The following is a 19752-nucleotide window of genomic DNA, read 5'->3' on the forward strand; positions in this document are numbered from 1 at the left end:
AATACGATGAGCCACGACCCGAACTGCCTTTTCTGCAAGATCGCCGCCGGCGAGATCCCGTCGACCAAAGTCCACGAAGACGAAGAGTTCGTCGCCTTTCGCGACATTCGTCCAGCCGCCGAAACGCATGTGCTGGTGATCCCGCGCAAGCACATCGCCACGCTGTCGAATTGCACCGAAAGCGATGCACCGCTGCTTGGTAGAATGCTTGTCTTGACCGCGCGTCTGGCCGATCAGTTGGGCGTGGCGTACACCGGTGGCGAAACGGGCTTTCGCACGGTAATCAATACCGGTCCTGGCGGCGGGCAAGAGGTGTATCACATTCACGCACATATTCTCGCGGGACCTCGCCCCTGGCAGCGCATGGGCTGACAGGGCAACGCTGACAGGGCATCGCGGCGGCGCGGCGAGTTTTGTTCGTGGACAATAGCGCGAGCGTTGTTTTTGCCGCATTGTAACGACGCCGACGCGATCGTCTGGCCACAATGACATTCCGTGTCGCGGGTTGAATCGGAAGAACTCGCGGTAACGTATAGATGAAGCGCACGCGCTTCGATTCACGCCGCAAGGCGCACGAGTTTCGCCGCATCATGGTGCGGTATCGGGGTTAAGGAGAGTAGTCATGGGTTCGTTGAGCATTTGGCATTGGCTGATCGTGTTGTTGATCGTGGCGCTCGTCTTCGGCACGAAGAAGCTGCGCAATATCGGCACCGATCTGGGTGGCGCGGTGAAGGGCTTCAAGGAAGGCATGAAGGAAGCCGAAACGCCGGCAGGCGAAGCGCAACAGCGCGAACTGCCGCGTAACGGCGCCGTGGATGTGGATGCGAAGGAAAAGGCGCCGCGTTCCGGCGATTACCGCTAAGCCGCGGCTTAACCGCGTTACTGACGGACATTCCACTTCATGCTGGACCTCGGTCTAACCAAGATGGCGCTGATCGGCGTCGTCGCGCTGGTCGTACTCGGGCCTGAGCGCCTGCCACGCGTCGCCCGTACGGCCGGCGCGTTGTTCGGCCGCGCGCAGCGATATATCAACGACGTGAAGGCCGAAGTCACGCGCGAAATCGAACTCGACGAACTGCGTCGTATGAAAAGCGAGTTCGAGGCCGCCGCGACCAACGTCGAAACCTCTGTTCAGGACAATCTGCGCAAGCATGAGGGCGAGCTGAACGACGCGTGGAACAGCGGCACGTCGGTATCGCCGAGCATTGCGGGCGGCGCGCTCGAAGACGTTGGCAACGCAGGCAATACGTCGTGGCCGAGCAGCACGCCGGCTGCGGCGCCCAAACGCAAGAACTGGCGCGTCAAGCAGACGGCCATGCCCACCTGGTACAAGCGCGCGACCACGCGCCGCACGCGCGTGCAGTCGGGTGCGGCGCGCGTGGCGCGGCATACGCCGGCCACCATGCGTCGTCCGACGCGCTTCTTCTGATGATCAGAACGACAATCTCTAACCGAGGGCCGGTGTGAGCGACCCCCAGCAAACCCAGGACGAAGGCACTGAAGAGACCTTCATTTCCCACCTCGTAGAATTGCGCGACCGTATCATTCGCGCCGGCCTTGCCGTCATCGTGGTGTTCGTGGGACTCGTGTATTGGGCGCCGGATATTTTCCGGTTGCTGGCGCGGCCTCTGATGCAGAACTTGCCGAAGGACGGCAAGATGATCGTCACCGACGTAACCGGCTCGTTCTTCGTACCGATGAAGGTGACCATGCTGGTGGCCTTCGTGATCGCGCTGCCGATCGTGCTGTACCAGATCTGGGCGTTCGTCGCGCCGGGTCTTTATCAGCATGAGAAGAAACTGGTTGGGCCGCTGGTCGGCAGCAGCTACACGCTATTCCTGTGCGGCATGGCGTTCGCGTACTTCGTGGTGTTCCCGACCATTTTCCGCGTCATGGCGCACTACAACGCGCCGCTCGGCGCGGAGATGACCACGGACATCGACAATTACCTGAGTTTCGTGCTGACCATGTTCATCGCGTTCGGCGTCACGTTCGAAGTGCCGATCGTCGTGGTGCTGCTGGTTCGGATGAACGTGGTCACGCTCAAGAAGCTCAAGGAGATCCGTCCGTATGTGATCGTCGGCGCGTTCGTGATTTCGGCCGTGGTCACACCGCCGGACGTGTTCTCGCAACTGATTCTGGCGATCCCGCTGATCGTGCTGTACGAAGCGGGGATTATTGCGGCGCGGTTGATTGTAGGTAAGCAGCCGGCGGTGATTGAGGACGCGGGCGCGTCGGATTAATGCTTAGGCGTGAATAAAACGAAAAGGGCGGTCTATTGCAGACCGCCCTTTTTATTGCGCGCTCGTTTCTCGCGGTTAGTTCATCCGAAGCTTTCGTGCGTCCACAATCATTTATCGATCGGCCATTGGATACAACGGCCCTGTAAAAGCAGAGGTTCACTTGTGAAGACAGAGACTTGGAGCAGTCTGAAAGCGTTTGTTGCGGAAGATGCCGGAAAACCGATTGTCGGTCGGCTCCAACTGGCGAGGGACACGGACCTGCATCACGATCTGGATATCGATCCAGCGCGTATCGCGGAATTGATGAGGAGATGGGCCGCACGCTTCGGCGTGGATGTGGGCGGTTTCGATCTGCACTACCATTACCCGGCTGCGAAGCTGAACATTGGCCCTTTCTTCGCCACCGTGGCCAAGTCGCCGTTCAGCGCCAGTGCGCGCGAAACCCTCGGCGGTAGATCGCTCACGCTCGGGATGCTCGAAGAGGCAATGAAAGCGGGGCGGTGGCAAGCGTAGCTCAACACGACCTGGCCCCCGCGCACCTCAACCCCCATCATCATCCTGCTGATCACCACCACCGCCATTGTCCTCAACCGGTTGTTTCGGTGGAGGCGGCCGCTTGCCGATGGTGACGTCGAGATCCATCTCGCGGCTCTTGCGCACGAGGTGCACCTTCGCCGCCGTGCCCGGTTTGATCTGCGCGATCACATTCAGCAGGCGAGTGGTGTCAGTGATCTCCTGCCCGTTCACGCTCACGAGAATATCGCCCGGCTTGATGCCGGCACGGTCCGCAGGGCCGTTCTTCAGCACACCCGCGACAATCGCCCCAGACTTCTGTTCCAGCCCGAACGATTCGGCGATTTCCGGCGTGACGTCCTGCGGCTCGACGCCGATCCAGCCGCGCGTGACCGAACCCGTGGTAATGATGCTCTCCAGCACGCTGCGCGCCGTCGACACAGGAATCGCGAAGCCAATGCCGAGCGAGCCGCCCGAGCGCGAATAGATGGCGGTGTTGATGCCGAGAAGGTTCCCTTTCACGTCGACCAGTGCGCCACCCGAGTTACCCGGGTTGATGGCCGCGTCGGTCTGAATGAAGTTTTCGAACGTGTTGATGCCAAGGTGATTGCGCCCGAGCGCGCTGACAATACCCATGGTCACCGTCTGGCCGACGCCGAACGGATTGCCGATGGCGAGCACTACGTCGCCCACGCGCGTCTGGTCCATGCGGCCGAGCGTGATGGTGGGCAGGTTGGTCATGTTGACCTTGAGCACGGCCAGATCTGTTTCCGGATCGACGCCGATCACTTTCGCATTCGTGGTGCGGCCGTCGGCCAGCGCAATTTCGATCTGGTCGGCGCCGTCCACGACGTGCTGGTTCGTTAGAATGTAACCTTCCGAACTCACTATCACGCCGGAACCCAGATTCGACGCGGGCTGTTCCTGCTGCTTGCGCTTATTCTTGTCGCCGAAGAAGTAGCGGAACAGCGGGTCTTTCGCACGCGGGTCGGGTGGCAGTGAGCCATCCTTGCTGGAGAACACATTGACGACCGCGGGCATGGCCTTTTGCGCGGCGTCCGCATAGGACGCCTGGGCTGGGCCGCTGCCGATGCCTGGCGCCACTTCCCGCAGGGCGACGATCGGTTCGGCGAGTTGCTTGCCGAATTGCCCCTGGCGCTGCAGCCACTGCGGTTTGAGCGTCGCAATGATGAACATGAGCGCCAACAGCACGGTCACCGCTTGGGCAAAGAACAGCCAAAAGCGTCTAAGCATCTGAAGACTAGAGGTTTATATGGATCGGATCGAACTTGAATTGTACTTGAACAATCTCCTTGAAACCGCGCGCTTCAAGGACTATTGCCCCAATGGACTGCAGGTCGAAGGGCGTCGCAAGATCAATAAGCTCGCGACCGGCGTGACCGCTTCGGCGGCCTTCCTGGAGGCCGCGCTCGACTGGGGCGCGGATGCCGTGCTGGTCCATCATGGCTACTTCTGGCGCAACGAGGCGCCGCAGATCACCGGCCGCAAATATGCGCGTCTGAAACTGCTGATCGCCAACGAACTGAATCTGTTCGCTTATCACCTGCCGCTCGACGACCACCCCGAGTTCGGCAACAACGCGCAGATCGGCGCGAAGATGGGCTGGATCAGCGACGCGCGCTTCGGCGAGAACGACCTCGGCTGGCTCGCCACGTTTCCGATGCCGATCACGCTCGCTCACTTCACCGCGCAAGTCGAGCAGACTCTCGGCCGCACGCCGCTCGTGTTCGGCGACGCGGATCGCGAACTACGCCGCGTGGCCTGGTGCACGGGCGCCGCGCAAGGCATGTTCGACGCGGCCATCAACGCGGGTGCCGACGTCTACCTGACCGGCGAAGTGTCGGAGTCGGTCATGCACACCTCGGCGGAAAGCGGCGTCGCATTTCTCGCGGCCGGCCACCATGCAACGGAGCGCTTCGGCGTGCAGGCGGTGGGCAAGCATCTGTCCGAGCAGTTCGATATCGAACACCTCTTTATCGATATCCCTAATCCCGTTTGAATCACCGGATTTACGTAAAACGCATTAGCTAAGCAAAAGGCACGAATAACGCAGAGGGCACTTAAAAGGAGGTGCGAAAAAGTTTGCGATTCGTACGGAGTAACCCTGATTTATCAAGGGCTTCGCACGGTTTTTGGCAATCGGCCCTTGTAAATGGCGACTCCATTCGCGCAAACTAGCGGCGGTAGAAGCGACGTGAAGGAAAAATCCAACTCAGAAGTGGGGCGTGTGATGCGAGACAAGGAAGATGAACGCGTCGACGGCAGCCGCCGTACCTGGCTGATAGCGACGACCGTAGCAGGTGGCATTGGAGGCGTTGCCACTGTCGTACCCTTTGTTAGTTCGTTTGCACCATCTGAAAAGGCCAAGGCAGCAGGTGCCCCGGTCGAAGTCGATATTAGCGATCTCAAGCCCGGCGACATGAAGACCGTTGCCTGGCGCGGTAAGCCGGTGTGGATCATCAACCGCACCGACAGGATGCTCGCCGATGTCCAGAAAGCCGATAACGAAGTAGCGGATCCCCACACCAAGAATCCTTTTTCGATGCCGTTGCCGGAGTACTGCAACAACGAGTTCCGTTCACGCGCCGACCACAAGAACCTTTTCGTCGCCGTTGCCGTGTGCACCCATCTGGGTTGTACGCCGACGCCGCGCTTCCAGGAGGGCGCGCAGCCCAATCTTCCGGACGACTGGCCGGGCGGCTTTCTGTGCCCGTGCCACGGCTCGACCTATGACATGGCCGGCCGCGTCTTCAAGAACAAACCTGCGCCGCAGAACCTCGACATCCCGCCTTACATGTTCACGTCGGCTACCGGCCTCGTGATCGGCAAGGACGAGAAAGGAGAAGCGTAATGGCGATCGAACACGAAGTAGAGACGACCGGGCTGGTCGGCTGGATCGACCGGCGCTTTCCGCTGACCTCCACCTGGAAGAAGCACGTTTCCGAGTACTACGCGCCGAAGAATTTCAACTTCTGGTACTTCTTCGGTTCGCTCGCGCTCCTGGTGCTGGTCAATCAGGTCGTCACCGGCATCTTCCTCACCATGAACTACAAGCCCGACGCGACGCTCGCGTTCTCGTCGGTCGAGTACATCATGCGCGAGGTGCCGTGGGGTTGGCTCATCCGCTATATGCACTCCACGGGCGCGTCGATGTTTTTCGTCGTCGTGTATCTGCATATGTTCCGCGGGCTGATGTACGGCTCGTACCGCAAGCCGCGCGAGCTGGTGTGGATCTTCGGCTGCGCGATTTTCCTGTGCCTGATGGCCGAGGCGTTTTTCGGCTATCTGCTGCCGTGGGGCCAGATGTCGTTCTGGGGCGCGCAGGTGATCGTGAACCTGTTCTCGGCGATTCCGTTCATCGGGCCGGATCTGTCGCTGTGGATTCGTGGCGACTACGTGGTCTCGGACGTCACGCTGAACCGCTTCTTCGCGTTTCACGTGATTGCGATTCCGCTCGTGCTGATCGGTCTGGTGGTCGCCCACCTGGTCGCGCTGCATGAAGTCGGCTCGAACAATCCGGACGGCATCGAGATCAAGGCGAAGAAGGACCCGGACGGCATTCCGCTCGACGGCATCCCGTTCCACCCGTACTACTCGGTGCACGATTTCATGGGCGTGACGGTGTTCCTGCTGATCTTCGCCGCGATCATTTTCTTCGCGCCGGAGATGGGCGGCTACTTCCTCGAAGCCAACAACTTCGTGCCGGCCAACCCGCTGCAGACGCCGCCGGAAATCGCGCCGGTGTGGTACTTCACGGCCTTCTACGCGATGCTGCGCGCCACCACCGATCCGTTCAAGATCGTGCTGATGGTCGTGATCGCGCTGCTCGGCCTGCTCGCGCTGGTGCGCGCGCGCGGCAAGTGGAAGCTCGGTCTGCCGGTGCTCGCGGTGCTGGTGATTCTGGCCATGGCGTTCACCGAATCGAAGTTCTGGGGCGTGGTGGTGATGGGCAGCGCGGTGGTATCGCTGTTCTTCCTGCCCTGGCTCGACCGCTCGCCGGTCAAGTCGATCCGTTACCGGCCGTTCTTTCATAAGGTGTTCTACGGCATTTTCGTGCTCGCGTTCCTGACCCTGGCCTTCCTCGGCACGAAACCGCCGTCGCCGGTCGCCACGTTGATCGCCCAGATCTGCGCGCTGATCTATTTCGCGTTTTTCCTCGGTATGCCGTTCTGGACGCGGCTTGGCACGTTCAAGCAGCCGCCCGAGCGGGTGCGGTTCAAGCCTCACTAATCGCGAGCCAGGAGAACACGAAATGAAAAAACTGCTTACGAAGTGCGCGCTGATCGGCGTGACACTGCTCGCGGTGCTGGCCGCCCCGGCTCACGCGGACGAGAATTTCCCGCTCGACCGCGCGCCGGATAACGCGGAGAATTTCGCTTCTTTGCAGCACGGCGCGCAATTGTTTGTAAACTACTGCCTGAATTGCCACAGCGCGAATCTGATGCGCTACAACCGGCTGACCGACATCGGCATCATGCCGAACGAAATTCAGGCGAACCTGCTGTTCACCACGGATAAAATCGGCAACACCATGACCGTGGCGATGCGGCCCGAAGACGCGAAAGCGTGGTTCGGCGCGAGTCCGCCGGATTTGTCGGTGGAAGCGCGAGCGCGCGGCAAAGACTGGCTCTACACGTATTTGCGCAGCTTTTACCGCGACAATACGCGGCCGACGGGCTGGAACAATCTGGTGTATGAAAACGTGAGCATGCCTCACGTGCTGTGGCAGCTTCAGGGGCAACGTACCGCGAAGTTCGGTGACGAAACCGACGAAAAAACTGGCGAGACGGTACACAAATTTGTCGGCTTCCAGCAGGTCACTCCGGGGACGATGTCGCCGGTAGATTATGATTCTGCTGTGGCCGACCTCGTGTCGTACCTGTCATGGATGTCCGAACCGACCCAGAAAACCCGCAAACAGCTTGGCGTGTGGGTGCTGATGTTCCTCGGTATCCTGAGCTTTTTCGCCTGGCGACTGAACGCCGCGTACTGGAAACATATCAAATAATCACGCCGTCACCCGGCGTGGGGCCGGCGCCAGGAAAAACCTGCTGAACGGTTTTTCCGCGCGCTGGCCTTTCAGCTTTTTGAGGAAACGTAAACATGATGGTTCTGTATTCCGGCACAACTTGCCCGTTCTCCCAGCGCTGCCGGCTGGTGTTGTTCGAAAAGGGCATGGACTTCGAGATCCGCGACGTCGACCTGTTTAACAAGCCGGAAGACATCGCCGTGATGAATCCGTACGGTCAGGTGCCGATTCTCGTCGAACGGGACCTGATTCTGTACGAATCGAACATCATCAACGAGTATATCGACGAGCGCTTCCCGCACCCGCAGCTGATGCCGGCCGATCCGGTTCAGCGTGCCCGCGCCCGCCTGTTCCTGCTCAACTTCGAAAAAGAGCTGTTCGTGCACGTCGGCACGCTCGAAAACGAAAAGGGCAAGGCCGCCGAGAAGAATCACGAGAAGGCCCGTCTCGCGATCCGCGATCGTCTGACGCAGCTCGCGCCGATCTTCCTGAAGAACAAGTACATGCTTGGCGAAGAGTTCTCGATGCTCGACGTCGCGATTGCTCCGCTGCTGTGGCGTCTGGATCACTACGGCATCGAACTGTCGAAGAACGCCGCCCCGCTGATGAAGTACGCCGAGCGCATTTTCAGCCGCCCGGCTTACATCGAAGCGCTGACGCCTTCGGAAAAGGTGATGCGTCGTTGAGTTTGGCTTTGGGGTGAGGGCGCCGCGCGGCTGGGTGAGCGCGGGCCCGCGCCCGGTAAGAGGACTGTTGATGCAAGAGATTTCCACCAAGCCTTACCTGCTGCGCGCGCTTTACGAGTGGTGCACGGATAACGGCTATACCCCGCACATTGCGGTCCGGGTCGACAACCAGACGCGCGTGCCGCGTCAGTTCGTGCGCGACAACGAAATCGTGTTGAACATCAGCTTCGAGGCGACCAGCCAGCTGCAGATGGGCAACGAGTGGATCGAGTTCAGCGCGCGTTTCTCCGGCAAGTCGCACAAGATCGAAGTGCCGATCGCCAATATTCTCGCGATCTACGCGCGCGAAAACGGCCAGGGCATGGCATTCCCGGTCGAGTCGACGGGCGGTGAAGCGCAGGATTCGGGCACCGACGCCGAAGTGGCGGACGAGACCGAGGCGCCCGCGCCGCGTGCAGTCGAAACGGCGCCGGCCGCGGATGCCGCCACCGCCGCCAAAGCGGAAAGCGCGACAGACGGCCCGCAGCCTGACGACGATGGATCGAAAGGTGGCGGAAGGGCTCGCCTCAAGATCGTAAAATGAAGTAGAATCACGGCCTCATGCCGGCTTAGCTCATCAGGTAGAGCGCTTGACTTGTAATCATGAGGTGGCGGGTTCGAGTCCTGCAGCCGGCACCAGTTGTACTAAACGGGGTTTCTGTTCATTCAGAAACCCCGTTTTTCATTTATGCGCGCGCACGCTGCGTGATTAAAAAATCACCGCGCTTAAATGCGTGTTGTCTGGAATAAGCAGATTAATGAGAAACGAGTTGCGGACGCGAATTAGCGTCCGCAATCGTAGGTTTATTTTGATGAGCTGGCGCCGTGGAGGGTATTGCCCGGCGCCGCCGTGGGTCTCTCAGGTCCTTCTTGGAATAGTTGCGTTCCACTAATTGGGAAAACTATACCGGTCACATTCCTTTCTGTCCATTAACCGGCTGTAAACCCCTACAAAGAATTGCGTCTCGGGATAGACGAGTTGTCCACTTGTATAAGATTTTGCCTATTCAATCGAATAAATCGCGGAGTCGCGTAGGACTGAGCCGCTCCTCGTTGATAAAGTGCGCAGAGAGAGGCGATTCCGTGAAGCAACGGTGAGGCTCGATATCGGTCCAAAAATGCCATATCTCTTTCACCTTGTCGATGGTGGACTTTTTAGTCCACGTCGGCGCGTTTCTCCAGGGGTTTGCCGGCGAATACCGCACCGCGAACCCGAACCACCGAGGTACTATTCGGGCGTCAGTCGGCCACGCTATCAAGTTACTCCGGCGGGCAACGCCCCCGATGACGTGGTTTCTCAGCGCGTCGCTCCCGCAACACCGATCCCACCTTCACCATGACCAGCCCAGCAACCATCACCTGGCCCGAAGCCGACGGCCCCCGCGCCGCGCGTTGGCGCTCCGAAGCGGCCGTGCCGCCGCCCAAGCGCGTCATTGTCGCGGACGACCGCACCACCGCCGATTCCGCTTACCGTCTCGCTTGCGAAGGAACGGCACTGCTGTGGAACGGCGACTTCCAGAACGCTCGCCAACTGCTGCAAGCGGTCACGCGCCGGCTCGAGCGCAAGCCTCGCAAACAGGGCGAAACGCCGCTCGACGCGTTCAACCTGCACAGGCAGGCGCAGTCGCAACGCGCGCGCACGCTCGGCATGATCCTGATTCCGCTCGACGCCGCGTACGGTATTCCGCTGCGTCGCGCGCCCGATGTTCAGCAAGCCTGCATCGAAACGTATGGACCGGTCACCGGCGAGGCATCTGTCGTATCGCTGCGCGAGTTGCTCGGCATGATCGGTGCGCACGAATGGCGCAAGAAGGGCGTCGAGATTGCCGCACTGGGCGAGCGGATCCATCCGCACTACGGGGTGTTTTCACCGGTGCGCGGCGAGTATGTGGATCTCGTCGCGCGCACGCCGCTGCCTTCGCTGAACAAGGCGTTCGATGTCGGCACGGGCACGGGCGTATTGTCCGCGCTGCTCGCCAAACGCGGCGTGAAGAAAATCATCGCCACCGATCAGGATCCCCGAGCGCTCGCTTGCGCGCGTGAGAACCTGACGCGTCTCGGCTACGACCAGCAGGTCGAGGTCGTGCAAGCGGATCTGTTTCCGGAAGGCCGTGCCCCACTCGTGGTGTGCAACCCGCCGTGGCTGCCGGCAAGGCCCGCTTCTCCGATCGAATATGCGATCTACGATCCGGAAAGCCGTATGCTGCTCGGTTTCCTGAATGGGCTCGCGGAGCATGTGTCGCCGGGCGGGGAAGGCTGGCTGATCATGTCGGACTTCGCGGAGCATCTCGGCTTGCGCACGCGCGACTGGCTGCTCGCCGCCATCGACAAGGCCGGATTGACGGTGATCGGGCGCGAGGACGTTCGTCCGCGGCACCCCAAGTCGACCGATGAAACCGACGCGCTGCACACCGCGCGCATCGCTGAAGTCACTTCGCTGTGGCGTCTCAAGCCGCGATAAGCGGCGCAATGCGCTGCCACGCAGCAAGGCGGCGCGTCACGTCGATGCGCCGCTCGCCTTGAGTTTGCCGAGGTATGCCGCCGCGCCACGCCCTGCCGCGAGGCCGCTGGCAAAGCAGGCAGTGAGGAGATAGCCGCCCGTGGGCGCTTCCCAGTCGAGCATTTCGCCTGCGCAGAATGCGCCCGGCAGTCGCTCGATCATCAGGTGCTCGTCGAGCGCCTCGAAGGGAATTCCGCCGGCGGTGCTGATTGCCTCCGCGATCGGCCTTGCACGGGTGAGGCGCACCGGCAGCGCCTTGATGGCGTGCGCAAGGCCGTGCGCGTCGGCGAAGGCCTCTTTCGACAAAATCTCATGCAACAGAGCCAGTTTGACTCCGCCGATTCCGATCCGGCCATGCAGGTGACTCGACATCGAGCGTGAGCCGCGCGGCCGCGTGACTTCGGCGACGACTCGCTCCAAAGGCAGGCCCGGCGCCAGGTCCAGCGCGATTATCGCGGAACCGTCGGCGAGAATTCGGTCGCGGATCACCGCCGACAAGGCATAAATCAGACTCCCTTCGAGGCCGGTTTCGGTCAGAAGTATTTCACCTTGTCGATTGTGGACTTTATTGTCTACGCTCGTCAGTGCGATGGCTACCGGCTTCACCGGTTGGCCTGCAAAACGCTCGCGCAGGTAGGGGCTCCAGTCGGCGTCGAAGCCGCAATTCGCCGGCAGCAAGGGCGTCACCGGTACCTCGCGCGAGGCCATCAACGGCACCCAGGCGGCGTCCGAACCCAGACGCGGCCAGCTTGCGCCGCCAAGCGCGAACACTACGGCGTCGACGGTTACAGTTTGCTCACCGTTGGGCGTGGCAAATCGAAGTGTATGCGTGGCAGCGTCCCCGCCCGCTTCGGTGTCCCAGCCGGTCCACTTGTGGCGCATGTGAAAGCCCACGCCCGCTTCGCGCAATCGATGCAGCCACGCACGCAGCATGGGCGCGGCTTTCATGTCGGTCGGAAAAACGCGGCCCGAACTGCCGACGAAGGTTTCCACGCCCAGCCCGTGCAACCACACACGCAAGGCGTCGGGATCGAAGGCGTTCACGAGCGATGCGAGTTGCTCGCGGCGGGCCCCGTAGCGCCCGAGGAACGGCTCGAGCGGTTCCGAATGGGTGATATTCATGCCGCCTTTGCCCGCCATCAGGAATTTGCGGCCGACCGACGGCATGGCGTCGTAGACGTCGACCCGCACGCCTGGCCGGGCGAGCGCCTCGGCGACCATCAAGCCGGCGGGGCCGCCGCCAATCACGGCGACGCGGGCGGAATCGAATGAGGATGACATGCGGACCTGCGGATGAGCGGAAGAGGCGGCGCGCCGGCCGGACCAGATGAGCGGGCGGTGCGAAGGGCGCTATTTTTACACCGCGGCCAGCGCAGGGCAAACGCGAGGGCGGGCACGTGGGCTGAAAAAGGCTCGGTTCAGGCGGTCCCGCGTTCGGCTGGATTGCGTCCGCGGCTTCGTTGTCGGCTGGCGCGACCTATAATTTTCAGACACCTTCCATCGGACGCCGTGCGCGTCTTTCCCGCGTCAAACCCAGCTCCCGTCTTCTTGCCATTCGACGCGCCTCCGCTGTCTGTGACGCCGCGTCACGGAAGGCTCTGTGCTTCGCGCGTCTGCTGCCTGCGTGGATATTTGAACGTCTGACCAAGGAGACTGCCATGTCCCGCAAATACATTGATTGTCGCGAATTCCCGAGCGAAATGAACTGCACGGTTGCCCTATCTGCCGACACCGAGAGCGAATTGCTCGACGCCGCAGTCCAGCATGCGGTCTCTGTGCACAAACACACGGATTCGCCGGAGTTGCGGTCGCAACTCAAGACCCTCTTTCACGACGGCACGCCACCGGTCGAAGCTCCGCGCGCGTGAGTTGCTGTCTTTCGGGAATGAGATAGGCCGTGCGACCTGCACGAGCGGCGTCTGGCCGCCCGTGCGGGTAGCGACGTATTGGGAACTGTCCTAGCCAGGGTAAGCCTCGTCTACCTTCAAGCCCGCAAGCTTGAAGATGACCCGCAGCGTTTGCGGCTTGATATCGCGCCGCGAAGCGAGCGTCGTCATGACAAAGTCGAGGACCTTGGCGTACTTGAGCATGGTCAGGCAGGTTTCCATGTCAACGCTGCCGTCGCGCATGATTTCGGCGAGACGGAGCATTTCCGTGGAGATGTCACGGGCCATTTCCAGCTCGAGTTGCTGCTTCTCCGACCAGGCCGGGGTGGCGATGAGCTTCGCCAGCATTTCCTGAAACTTCTGTTCGACGTTTCCGTTGGGTACCGTATCCATTGCTGCCTCTTCTATTTTCCGAGCGCGCGTCCGGTGGAAGTCTCGGCGCGCTGCTGGTTACGTAACGTTCGGCCCGTGTTCCGGGACCGTCCTCCCCACATGCATTCGGTTCGCGTGATCAAAGTCACGGCCGCAGCCACTTGTTATAGGCGAGACGGCCGACGCCGACGGGCTCAGCCGGTACGCACGCTGCTTTTTGCGCCTATCTGGCCCCCCTGAGTAGAGCTTTTAGAGCAGGAAGTGTTCCAGATTGACACCATTTCTTGCATGATCCGCGCGGCTCTTTCGGTAAGCGGGCCGCACTTTGGGTAAACTGGCAGCAACTTTTCCCTTTTTCCGTCGCCTGTCGCACGTTCGCGCTGCAATTGATGACGGTTTCCCCCGATGTCCAGCAAAACTCACGAAATCCGTCCCAACCAATCCGTCGAATTGCTGAAGGAGCTCCATATCCTCACGCGCGACGGCAAGATGAACCAGGACAGCCGTCGCAAGCTGAAACAGGTCTATCACCTGTTCCAGTTCATCGAGCCGCTGCTCAAGGACCTCAAGGACAAACAGGGCGCCGTGTCCCTCGTCGATCACGGCGCGGGCAAGTCCTACCTAGGTTTTATCCTGTACGACCTTTTCTTCAAGGAGTTTCAGGCTCAGGCTGGTGGGGCGTCGCACATATACGGCATCGAAACGCGCGAGGAGCTGGTCGCGAAGTCGGAGGAACTGGCGAACCGGCTGGGCTTTACGGGCATGTCGTTCCTGAATCTTTCGGTGGCGGAGTCGATCACGTCGGATCGCTTGCCGGCCCAGATCGACATCGTGACGGCGCTGCACGCCTGCAATACGGCGACCGACGACGCGCTGCGCTTCGCTCTGGAGAAGAAAGCCAAATACATCGTGGTCGTGCCGTGCTGTCAGGCCGAGGTGGCGGGTGTGCTGCGGCAGAACAAGGGCAAATCGCTGGGGAACGCCTTGACGGAAATCTGGCGGCATCCATTGCATACGCGGGAGTTTGGAAGCCAGATTACGAATGTGCTGCGGTGTTTGCAGCTCGAAGCGCATGGCTATCAGGTCAGCGTGACCGAGCTGGTGGGATGGGAGCATTCGATGAAAAACGAACTCATCATCGCCCAGTACAAGGACTTGCCGAGGCGGCGGCCGGCCGAGCGCCTCAATGAGGTAATGGCGACGCTCGGAATCGAGGAGCTGAAAGAGCGGTTCTTTGTATCGGCCTGACGAGGCGGCCTTTCCTCGCAGCGAGGCGCTGGGTGAATTACGGCTTCATCAACGCGTTCCAGCCGGCAAGGCCGATTCGCCGAAGCGTTTCCTGATTTCGCTCGTAAATCTCTTCCGCATCGGGAAACGCCTGAACCGCGCGCTCGATGCTGTCCTCGCGCAGCAAGTGCAGAATCGGGTAGGGCGCCCGGTTCGTGTAGTTTTCGATATCGTCAGGCTGGCTGTCTTCAAACTGATATTGCGGATGAAAGCTGGCGATCTGAACAATGCCTTCGAGCCGAAGCTGCTTGAGCATGCGGTCGGCGAAAAACAGGCAGTCGTTGTAGTCGAGAAAGTCGCCGAGTGCGTGGGGCACGATCAACAGTGTCGTATCCACCGCGTCCGGATCGGCCGCCATCAGCGTCTGAAGCTCGGTTTCGAGATCGGTCAGCACGCCTTCCATGTCCGCGGCATGGCTGACTACGTAGCGAATCTGGCCCTTCACATGCACGGCCTTGGCAAACGGACACAGGTTGAGGCCGATCACCGCCTCGGTCAGCCAGTGACGAGTGGCGGCAGCGACAGCATCATCGGATTCGGCGGACAAAGACATGGCAGGTGGCGGCGGGGGAAATAAACGCCATTCTAACGGCGCGCCTCGAAACCGATTCGAGGCTCACGCAACCCCCTCGCGCAAACAGCACCGCCAAGCAGGAATCTCAAGCGCCCGAGGGCACCGCCGTCGTGCCGCATGCGGCGGCGATCAACTGCGCAGCGACTTTAGGCGCGGCCAGAATGGGCCCGCATCCCGGGCCGTAGGTCTGGCTCGCCGCGTACACGCCTTCGATCATTAAACCGAGCGCATTGGCCAGCGCTTCGGGATCGTCGGCGCCCGCCGCCGTGGTTAGTTCCGTGAGGCGCGCCATCAACCGCGCCTTGTTGCGGAACACGAACTGTCGCGCCGGATGTGCCGCGTCCGGAAACTCGACCGACACGTTCACGAAGGGACAGCCGCGATAGCCGTCGATCGACGCGCGCCCCGCGAGATCGTCGAAATATTGCTGAAGCTGTTTGGCCGGCTCGCCCGGATGCTTCGCGAAGCTCCTCTCCACATAACCGAAGAACTGCTCGTCCTTGCGCTCCAGATAAGCCATGATCAGTTCGTCCTTCGACGAAAACTGGCGGTACAAGCTCATCTTGTTCACGCCGGCGCGTTCGACAACCGCGTCGACGCCGACGGCTCGCACGCCCTCGCGATAGAACAACTCGTCCGCGGCACGAAGCAGATGCTGCTGCGCCTGCGGCCCGGCCGTCTGTGCGCCGCGCGCACGCCGTGCACCGGCAGGCTTGTGAGTTTCGTTGTCGGACATGGATGGCCACCTGAATGAACTTGACGCCTTGACATGTTACCGACCAGTAACTAATATCGCAACACTCATTGTGACTGATCTGTCACAAGTCCTTTACCGAAGTCGTAAGAATATGAGCGGCGTGGCCTGCGAGGTCGGCGTCGATTGGAGAACCGATGAATTGGGCAGCGAAACTGATTGGCGGACGTTTCCACTACGGCTGGTTGACCGTCGCAGTGGTGTTTCTGGTGCTGCTGGCGGCAGCGGGCACGCGTGCCACGCCGAGCGTGATGATGGTGCCGCTCGAGCATCAATTTGGCTGGAGCCGCGCAACGATCTCGTTGGCAATTTCGGTGAATATCGCGCTGTACGGTCTCATGGGGCCATTCGCGGCCGCGGCGATGCAGCGTTTCGGGGTGCGTCCCACGCTGCTGGCCGCGCTCGGCACGATGGCGGCGGGCGTGGCGCTCTCGTCGCTGATGACGCACCCATGGCAAATGGTGCTGATCTGGGGCGTGATGGTCGGCGGCTCGACGGGCGTCGCGGCGCTGTCGTTGTCGGCGACGGTAGTGACGCGCTGGTTCACGACGCGGCGTGGCCTCGTCATGGGCATTCTCACGGCCAGTTCAGCGACCGGGCAACTGGTGTTCCTGCCTATGCTCGCGGCCATTGCGGAGCATCAAGGCTGGCGGCAAGTGGTGTGGGTCGTCGCCATCGCTGCCGCGATCGTGATTCCGCTGGTGGCGTTTCTCTTGCCCGAACGTCCGGCCGACATGAAGTTGCGCCCGTACGGCGAGCCGCACGATACGCCGATCAACAGCACCGTCACGAAGCAGAATCCGCTGGCGATCGCCTTCGGCACACTCGCGATGGCGAGCAAAACCCGCGACTTCTGGCTGCTGTTTTTCAGCTTCTTTATCTGCGGCGCAAGCACCAATGGCTACGTCGGCACCCATCTGATCGCGATGTGCGGCGATTACGGCATGACGGAAGTGCAGGGCGCCGCGCTGCTCGCCGCGATGGGCATTTTCGATCTGTTCGGCACGACACTCTCTGGCTGGTTGTCGGACCGCTTCAATAGCCGCGTGCTGCTGTTCTGGTACTACGGTTTGCGGGGTTTGTCGCTGATGTATCTGCCGCACGCGTTCGGCATCGACTTCTTCGGTTTGCCGCTGTTCGCCGTGTTCTACGGCCTCGACTGGATTGCAACCGTGCCGCCGACCGTGCGTCTGGCTACCGACGTCTACGGCAAGGAGTCGGCGCCGGTGGTGTTCGGCTGGGTCGTCGCCGGCCACCAGCTCGGTGCGGCGTTCGCAGCGCTCGGCGCGGGCATGCTGCGCGCGAGCCTCGGCACCTACACGGTGGCGTCGATGATTTCGGGCGGTTTGTGTCTCGTGGCGGCGGTGATCGTGTTGCGAATCAACCGGCCCGCCAAAGTACCGGAGCCGCAGGCGGCGTGAAGCCGATCGCCCCGAACGGAGCACGGCACAGTTGTTGGAACGACGGCCCCGCGCGGGGCCGTTTTGCTAGTGCTTCACTGCGCGTAAACAAACTGCCGGCTTGATGGAGCACGCGCGCCGAAGCCCGGTTATGCTATGTGACCCCGGGCAGTCGCCCGTCGATCATGAATTTCGACCGAGAGAAGCGCATGACCAACAAACCCGCCCCTACCGCAGTTGCCATTCACGAGCTGATTGCAGGCCGCTGGAGCCCGCGCGCCTATTCGAGCGAGCCGGTGAGCCGCGAACATCTGCAATCCGTGCTCGAAGCGGCACGCTGGGCGCCATCTTCGTACAACGGGCAGCCGTGGCGTTTCCTCGTATTCGACCGCAGCGTCGATGAAGTCTCGTTCAAGCAGGCCTTTGCCACGCTGGTGCCGTTCAACCAGGGCTGGAATGCGCCGGCGCCGGTGCTGATCGCGGTGACTACGCACACGCTCACCAACAAGGGCGAAGTGAATCGCTGCGCGCCGTACGATGCGGGCGCCGCGGCGATGGCGCTGGTCTTGCAGGCCCATGCACTCGGACTCGCCGCGCACCAGATGAGCGGCTTCGACCCGAACGCATTCCGCACGGCATTCAAGTTGCCGACCGACGTCGACGTGATCGCCATCATCTCGCTCGGTCATTACGGCGACGTGGACAAGCTGGATCCGGTGTTGCGCGAGCGCGAGAAGTCAGTGCGTCAGCGTTTGCCGCTGGCGGAAATTGCCTACGGCGGTGGCTGGAAGAAAGCGTTCTAAGCGGTTTGAAGGTTTCGTTCGAAGCAAAAAACGCGCGGCGACGACCGCACGTTTTTTATTCCGCGCCGTCCGCGACGCTGGAGAGCGGCGTGGCCACGCTCTCCAGCGACTTGCGTTCCGCATCCACGCCCCAGATCGCCGCGATCACCGCCGCCGCGAGCATCAGCCCCGAGCCGACCAGATAGCCGGAAAACACCGCGCTGCGCTGATGCGTGTCGATGAGCCGGCCGAAGAACGCAGGCCCGGCGATGCCACCTAGCGCCGTCCCGAACGCATAGAAGACCGCGATGGCCAGCGCGCGAATTTCCAGCGGAAACGATTCGCTGACGGTCAGATAGGCCGAACTCGCGGCCGCCGACGCGAAGAAGAAAATCACCATCCATGCGATCGTCTGCGTGACGACGGTGAGCAACTGCTGCTCGAACAGGTAGCCGCTCAGCGTCAGCAGGATCGCGGACATCGTGTAAGTCGCAAAGATCATCTTGCGCCGGCCGATCACGTCGAACAGCCGGCCGAGCAGCAGCGGTCCGAGGAAATTGCCCAGCGCGAAGGGCAGCAGATACCAACCAATGTGGTCGCCCGGCACCTGGTAAAAATCGGTGAGCACCAGCGCGTAAGTGAAGAAGATCGCGTTGTAGAAGAACGCCTGTGCGGTCATTAGCGACAGGCCGACCAGTGCGCGCCGTCGATGCACGTTGAAGAGCGTGTGGAACACCTCACGCAACGGCGTATGCCCGCGAGCGCGCAAGCGCAGACGCATCAGGCTGTCGTCGCAGAGCGTGTGGCCTTCGTGGCGAAAACGCGTTTCGATCCCTTCGACAATCGCGCGTGCGTCGCGCTCGTCGCCATGCGTGAGCAGCCAGCGCGGACTCTCCGGCACCCAGATGCGCATCGGCAAAATACCCAGCGCGAGCACCGCGCCGATGAAGAAGCAGGCCCGCCAGCCCCAGTCGGCCGGTAGCAGATGCGGATCGAGCAGCACCAGCGAGCCGGCCGCGCCGAGCCCCGCGCCGATCCAGAACGTGCCGTTAATGCCCAGATCGGTCCAGCCTCGCACCCGAGCCGGCGTGAATTCCTGGATCGTCGAATTGATCGCCGTGTATTCGCCGCCAATGCCCGCGCCGGTCAGGAAACGAAACAGCAGAAAGCTGGCCAGATTCCACGACAACGCGGTCGCCGCAGTCGCCGCCAGATACAGCGCGAGCGTGATGAAAAACAGTTTGCGACGGCCGAGCCGGTCGGTCAGCCAGCCGAACCCCAACGCGCCCAGCACCGCCCCGGCGATGTAGGCGCTGCCGGCCAGGCCGACGTCGGCGTTGGTAAAGTGCAACGATGGACTAGACTTCAACGCACTCGCCACTGCGCCCGCCAGCGTCACTTCCAGCCCGTCGAGCAGCCATGTGACACCGAGCGCCACCACGATCAGCGAGTGAAAGCGGCCCCATGGCAAGCGGTCGAGCCGCGAGGGCAGGTCGGTATCCACGACCGTGGCGCTTTTTTCGTGAACAGCGGCGGTGGGCGGCGCGCTCATTGCTTGAAGTCTCCTGAATTCCGAAAATTGGCGGCGTATCCTGTCCAAATGAGCAATATTCGTTCCGTCGAGCCGGGCCTCTCAGTTATCGCGGCCGTGCCGGAAACGCCAGTT

At 61.5% G+C, this 19752-nt stretch carries 22 protein-coding genes and 1 tRNA gene; 17 read left to right on the forward strand and 6 right to left on the reverse strand.

What is annotated here, in order from left to right; genetic code table 11:
• The first annotated feature begins 6 nt into the window (after positions 1-6).
• From P0D70_RS19150 to P0D70_RS19170, 5 genes are all read left to right on the forward strand, one after another.
• Entirely contained in the window at positions 7-372 is a 366-nt protein-coding gene (locus tag P0D70_RS19150; RefSeq protein WP_091798519.1) for a histidine triad nucleotide-binding protein, read from the forward strand.
• Positions 373-622: 250 nt separating this feature from the next.
• Positions 623-862: a Sec-independent protein translocase subunit TatA gene (gene tatA, locus P0D70_RS19155; RefSeq protein ID WP_007180217.1), complete on the forward strand. Its 240-nt coding sequence runs from the start codon at positions 623-625 to the stop codon at positions 860-862.
• 39 nt (positions 863-901) lie between these two features.
• Complete coding sequence (tatB, locus tag P0D70_RS19160; RefSeq protein ID WP_091798523.1) at positions 902-1429, forward strand: Sec-independent protein translocase protein TatB; 528 nt, start codon at positions 902-904, stop codon at positions 1427-1429.
• Positions 1430-1463: 34 nt separating this feature from the next.
• Positions 1464-2243, forward strand: a complete 780-nt coding sequence (gene tatC / locus P0D70_RS19165; protein WP_091798526.1) for a twin-arginine translocase subunit TatC — start codon at positions 1464-1466, stop codon at positions 2241-2243.
• Between the two features lie 162 nt (positions 2244-2405).
• Positions 2406-2756, forward strand: coding sequence for a DUF1493 family protein (locus tag P0D70_RS19170; RefSeq protein WP_408185657.1), 351 nt, complete (start codon positions 2406-2408; stop codon positions 2754-2756).
• Between the two features lie 27 nt (positions 2757-2783).
• Here the strand turns inward: P0D70_RS19170 and P0D70_RS19175 are convergent, their stop codons facing one another.
• Positions 2784-4010, reverse strand: a complete 1227-nt coding sequence (locus P0D70_RS19175) for a Do family serine endopeptidase (RefSeq protein WP_091798532.1) — start codon at positions 4008-4010, stop codon at positions 2784-2786.
• Between the two features lie 19 nt (positions 4011-4029).
• Between P0D70_RS19175 and P0D70_RS19180 the strand changes: the two genes are divergently transcribed.
• The 8 genes from P0D70_RS19180 (at position 4030) to P0D70_RS19215 (ending at position 10992) form a co-directional block, all read left to right on the forward strand.
• Entirely contained in the window at positions 4030-4776 is a 747-nt protein-coding gene (locus P0D70_RS19180; protein ID WP_091798535.1) for a Nif3-like dinuclear metal center hexameric protein, read from the forward strand.
• Positions 4777-5007: 231 nt separating this feature from the next.
• On the forward strand, positions 5008-5628 hold the full coding sequence (gene petA, locus P0D70_RS19185; RefSeq protein WP_091798537.1) for a ubiquinol-cytochrome c reductase iron-sulfur subunit: 621 nt from the start codon (positions 5008-5010) through the stop codon (positions 5626-5628).
• Entirely contained in the window at positions 5628-7007 is a 1380-nt protein-coding gene (locus P0D70_RS19190; protein ID WP_091798540.1) for a cytochrome b, read from the forward strand. Before petA ends, P0D70_RS19190 begins: the two co-directional genes overlap by 1 nt.
• 22 nt (positions 7008-7029) lie before the next feature.
• The gene (locus P0D70_RS19195) at positions 7030-7785 is read left to right on the forward strand and encodes a cytochrome c1 (protein ID WP_408185658.1); all 756 of its coding nucleotides are present in this window, start codon (positions 7030-7032) and stop codon (positions 7783-7785) included.
• Positions 7786-7880: 95 nt separating this feature from the next.
• Entirely contained in the window at positions 7881-8492 is a 612-nt protein-coding gene (locus tag P0D70_RS19200) for a glutathione S-transferase N-terminal domain-containing protein (RefSeq protein ID WP_006052302.1), read from the forward strand.
• Between the two features lie 70 nt (positions 8493-8562).
• Positions 8563-9075: a ClpXP protease specificity-enhancing factor gene (locus P0D70_RS19205; protein WP_408185659.1), complete on the forward strand. Its 513-nt coding sequence runs from the start codon at positions 8563-8565 to the stop codon at positions 9073-9075.
• A 19-nt stretch (positions 9076-9094) separates the two neighbouring features.
• Positions 9095-9170, forward strand: a tRNA-Thr gene (locus P0D70_RS19210).
• A gap of 697 nt (positions 9171-9867) precedes the next feature.
• Positions 9868-10992 (forward strand): methyltransferase, encoded by a 1125-nt coding sequence (locus P0D70_RS19215; RefSeq protein WP_408185660.1) that lies wholly within the window; start codon positions 9868-9870, stop codon positions 10990-10992.
• 36 nt (positions 10993-11028) lie between these two features.
• Here the strand turns inward: P0D70_RS19215 and P0D70_RS19220 are convergent, their stop codons facing one another.
• Positions 11029-12312 (reverse strand): TIGR03862 family flavoprotein, encoded by a 1284-nt coding sequence (locus tag P0D70_RS19220; protein WP_408185661.1) that lies wholly within the window; start codon positions 12310-12312, stop codon positions 11029-11031.
• Between the two features lie 377 nt (positions 12313-12689).
• Between P0D70_RS19220 and P0D70_RS19225 the strand changes: the two genes are divergently transcribed.
• Entirely contained in the window at positions 12690-12899 is a 210-nt protein-coding gene (locus P0D70_RS19225; protein ID WP_091798627.1) for a DUF1059 domain-containing protein, read from the forward strand.
• A 90-nt stretch (positions 12900-12989) separates the two neighbouring features.
• Here the strand turns inward: P0D70_RS19225 and P0D70_RS19230 are convergent, their stop codons facing one another.
• Entirely contained in the window at positions 12990-13310 is a 321-nt protein-coding gene (locus tag P0D70_RS19230) for a type II toxin-antitoxin system HicA family toxin (RefSeq protein WP_091798629.1), read from the reverse strand.
• A gap of 384 nt (positions 13311-13694) precedes the next feature.
• On the opposite strand from P0D70_RS19230, the gene P0D70_RS19235 reads away from it, so the two are divergent.
• Entirely contained in the window at positions 13695-14537 is an 843-nt protein-coding gene (locus P0D70_RS19235; protein WP_408185662.1) for a class I SAM-dependent methyltransferase, read from the forward strand.
• A 37-nt stretch (positions 14538-14574) separates the two neighbouring features.
• Here P0D70_RS19235 and P0D70_RS19240 read toward each other — a convergent pair whose 3' ends face one another.
• Together P0D70_RS19240 and P0D70_RS19245 are read right to left on the reverse strand one after the other, a co-directional pair.
• The gene (locus tag P0D70_RS19240; RefSeq protein WP_408185663.1) at positions 14575-15129 is read right to left on the reverse strand and encodes a DUF1415 domain-containing protein; all 555 of its coding nucleotides are present in this window, start codon (positions 15127-15129) and stop codon (positions 14575-14577) included.
• A gap of 106 nt (positions 15130-15235) precedes the next feature.
• Complete coding sequence (locus tag P0D70_RS19245) at positions 15236-15886, reverse strand: TetR/AcrR family transcriptional regulator (RefSeq protein WP_408185664.1); 651 nt, start codon at positions 15884-15886, stop codon at positions 15236-15238.
• Positions 15887-16041: 155 nt separating this feature from the next.
• Between P0D70_RS19245 and P0D70_RS19250 the strand changes: the two genes are divergently transcribed.
• Together P0D70_RS19250 and P0D70_RS19255 are read left to right on the forward strand one after the other, a co-directional pair.
• Positions 16042-17325, forward strand: a complete 1284-nt coding sequence (locus P0D70_RS19250) for an MFS transporter (RefSeq protein WP_408185665.1) — start codon at positions 16042-16044, stop codon at positions 17323-17325.
• A 188-nt stretch (positions 17326-17513) separates the two neighbouring features.
• Positions 17514-18107 (forward strand): nitroreductase family protein, encoded by a 594-nt coding sequence (locus tag P0D70_RS19255; protein WP_408185666.1) that lies wholly within the window; start codon positions 17514-17516, stop codon positions 18105-18107.
• Between the two features lie 55 nt (positions 18108-18162).
• Here P0D70_RS19255 and P0D70_RS19260 read toward each other — a convergent pair whose 3' ends face one another.
• Complete coding sequence (locus tag P0D70_RS19260) at positions 18163-19638, reverse strand: MFS transporter (protein WP_408185667.1); 1476 nt, start codon at positions 19636-19638, stop codon at positions 18163-18165.
• Positions 19639-19752: the final 114 nt, after the last annotated feature.

This window comes from Paraburkholderia sp. RL17-381-BIF-C, assembly GCF_046026435.1.
Lineage (GTDB): Bacteria > Pseudomonadota > Gammaproteobacteria > Burkholderiales > Burkholderiaceae > Paraburkholderia.

Coding starts and splice junctions, on each gene's coding strand:
- petA (WP_091798537.1), top strand. CDS start 5,008: ATGCGAGACAAGGAAGATGAACGCGTCGACGGCAGCCGCCGTACCTGG.
- P0D70_RS19240 (WP_408185663.1), bottom strand. CDS start 15,129: ATGTCTTTGTCCGCCGAATCCGATGATGCTGTCGCTGCCGCCACTCGT.
- P0D70_RS19215 (WP_408185660.1), top strand. CDS start 9,868: ATGACCAGCCCAGCAACCATCACCTGGCCCGAAGCCGACGGCCCCCGC.
- tatA (WP_007180217.1), top strand. CDS start 623: ATGGGTTCGTTGAGCATTTGGCATTGGCTGATCGTGTTGTTGATCGTG.
- tatB (WP_091798523.1), top strand. CDS start 902: ATGCTGGACCTCGGTCTAACCAAGATGGCGCTGATCGGCGTCGTCGCG.
- P0D70_RS19200 (WP_006052302.1), top strand. CDS start 7,881: ATGATGGTTCTGTATTCCGGCACAACTTGCCCGTTCTCCCAGCGCTGC.
- P0D70_RS19205 (WP_408185659.1), top strand. CDS start 8,563: ATGCAAGAGATTTCCACCAAGCCTTACCTGCTGCGCGCGCTTTACGAG.
- P0D70_RS19255 (WP_408185666.1), top strand. CDS start 17,514: ATGACCAACAAACCCGCCCCTACCGCAGTTGCCATTCACGAGCTGATT.
- P0D70_RS19235 (WP_408185662.1), top strand. CDS start 13,695: ATGTCCAGCAAAACTCACGAAATCCGTCCCAACCAATCCGTCGAATTG.
- P0D70_RS19250 (WP_408185665.1), top strand. CDS start 16,042: ATGAATTGGGCAGCGAAACTGATTGGCGGACGTTTCCACTACGGCTGG.
- P0D70_RS19220 (WP_408185661.1), bottom strand. CDS start 12,312: ATGTCATCCTCATTCGATTCCGCCCGCGTCGCCGTGATTGGCGGCGGC.
- P0D70_RS19245 (WP_408185664.1), bottom strand. CDS start 15,886: ATGTCCGACAACGAAACTCACAAGCCTGCCGGTGCACGGCGTGCGCGC.
- P0D70_RS19230 (WP_091798629.1), bottom strand. CDS start 13,310: ATGGATACGGTACCCAACGGAAACGTCGAACAGAAGTTTCAGGAAATG.
- P0D70_RS19260 (WP_408185667.1), bottom strand. CDS start 19,638: ATGAGCGCGCCGCCCACCGCCGCTGTTCACGAAAAAAGCGCCACGGTC.
- P0D70_RS19190 (WP_091798540.1), top strand. CDS start 5,628: ATGGCGATCGAACACGAAGTAGAGACGACCGGGCTGGTCGGCTGGATC.
- P0D70_RS19225 (WP_091798627.1), top strand. CDS start 12,690: ATGTCCCGCAAATACATTGATTGTCGCGAATTCCCGAGCGAAATGAAC.
- P0D70_RS19195 (WP_408185658.1), top strand. CDS start 7,030: ATGAAAAAACTGCTTACGAAGTGCGCGCTGATCGGCGTGACACTGCTC.
- P0D70_RS19150 (WP_091798519.1), top strand. CDS start 7: ATGAGCCACGACCCGAACTGCCTTTTCTGCAAGATCGCCGCCGGCGAG.
- P0D70_RS19175 (WP_091798532.1), bottom strand. CDS start 4,010: ATGCTTAGACGCTTTTGGCTGTTCTTTGCCCAAGCGGTGACCGTGCTG.
- P0D70_RS19180 (WP_091798535.1), top strand. CDS start 4,030: ATGGATCGGATCGAACTTGAATTGTACTTGAACAATCTCCTTGAAACC.